At 59.7% G+C, this 1105-nt stretch carries 1 protein-coding gene; it reads right to left on the bottom strand.

Annotated features, from left to right (window positions below):
• On the bottom strand, positions 1-748 hold a 748-nt coding region (locus AC0B9F_RS38405), incomplete at its 3' end, for an acyl-[acyl-carrier-protein] thioesterase (protein WP_472010473.1).
• Between the last annotated feature and the right edge of the window lie 357 nt (positions 749-1105).

Here is a 1105-nt window from a genome sequence, read left to right as displayed (position 1 = left end):
TGACGTAGGCACTCGCGCACACCGAACCCGAGACCAGGAACCAACTACTCAGGCTCTCCCCTGAACTGTGATACCGCACGGTCACGTCGTTTCCCGCGGTGATGGGAGAGCGATATTCGAGAATCGCTCGGTAGGGGAGTGGATTTCGGGGTCCGGCCCAATCTCTGATCAGGTCTTCGACAGGCTGCCAATACGTGGCGTTGTTGACGTGGTTGAACGGATCGATATCGCTCGATCGTAAGACGAATGTCGTTTCCTCCCCATCGCCCGGATGAGCGGTGTGCCAGGGTTTCCACTTCAATCGGTGATCGTTGGCGGTCGAACCGAGTCCGGCCATGAAACTCTCTTCGATCCTGGAAGGCATCCCGTTGACCGGATTGAGATTTATCCAGAATCCTTCGGTCTCGATCAAGCCGCCGCCGTCGGATTCGATGCGGACACGCATCGTGCACCACCTGCTCGACAACCCCGAGCACCATCTGCGCATGCGCACACGAGCCGGCCAGCTGACCGGACGAATGACATCGATGACTGTGCGGCGCACGACCCACACCGGGTGGGCAGCCGCTGCGCCGCTCGCATCGAGATCGTCGAAACCGATGTCCTGCAGATAACGTGCAACGCCATCGAGTCGCACCGTCCCGGAGACGTCGATATCTCCCGTCCGTACCGGCCGAGAGGTTTCGAACACCGCGCCATTGGTCGGCAAATCCACCAGGCGGTGGTTGCGCATCGCGTCAGCTTCCATTTTGCAGATCCCTTAGATGTGATTGTTCGCTTCGATACTTTGCACACCCTTGCTGCAACGTAGTGCGATCCCTACGCCCAGTCCCGCATCAGCCGCCGGGTCTGCCGCAGTCGTACCCAGTAGTCCGTGCCCGGTCTCCGAACATGGTGAACAAGGAGCCTATCCAGTCTCGCAAACTACTACACTGTCCGCGCGATTGCCGGTTGACGTTCGATGTCCTTTCCAGGTCCTTCTTGAGTGTGCCCAAGATCGTTGCGGCACCATGGAATTCCCATATTCCTCGGCTCGGCCTCGAAGCGCCTCGTCTCGCCGCAGTGCCCACCCGCGCGTTCGCGCTCGACCTCTACCTACTATCCC

This window comes from Streptomyces sp. NPDC097129 (assembly GCF_055668065.1).
This window is presented reverse-complemented; position numbering and strand designations above follow the sequence as displayed.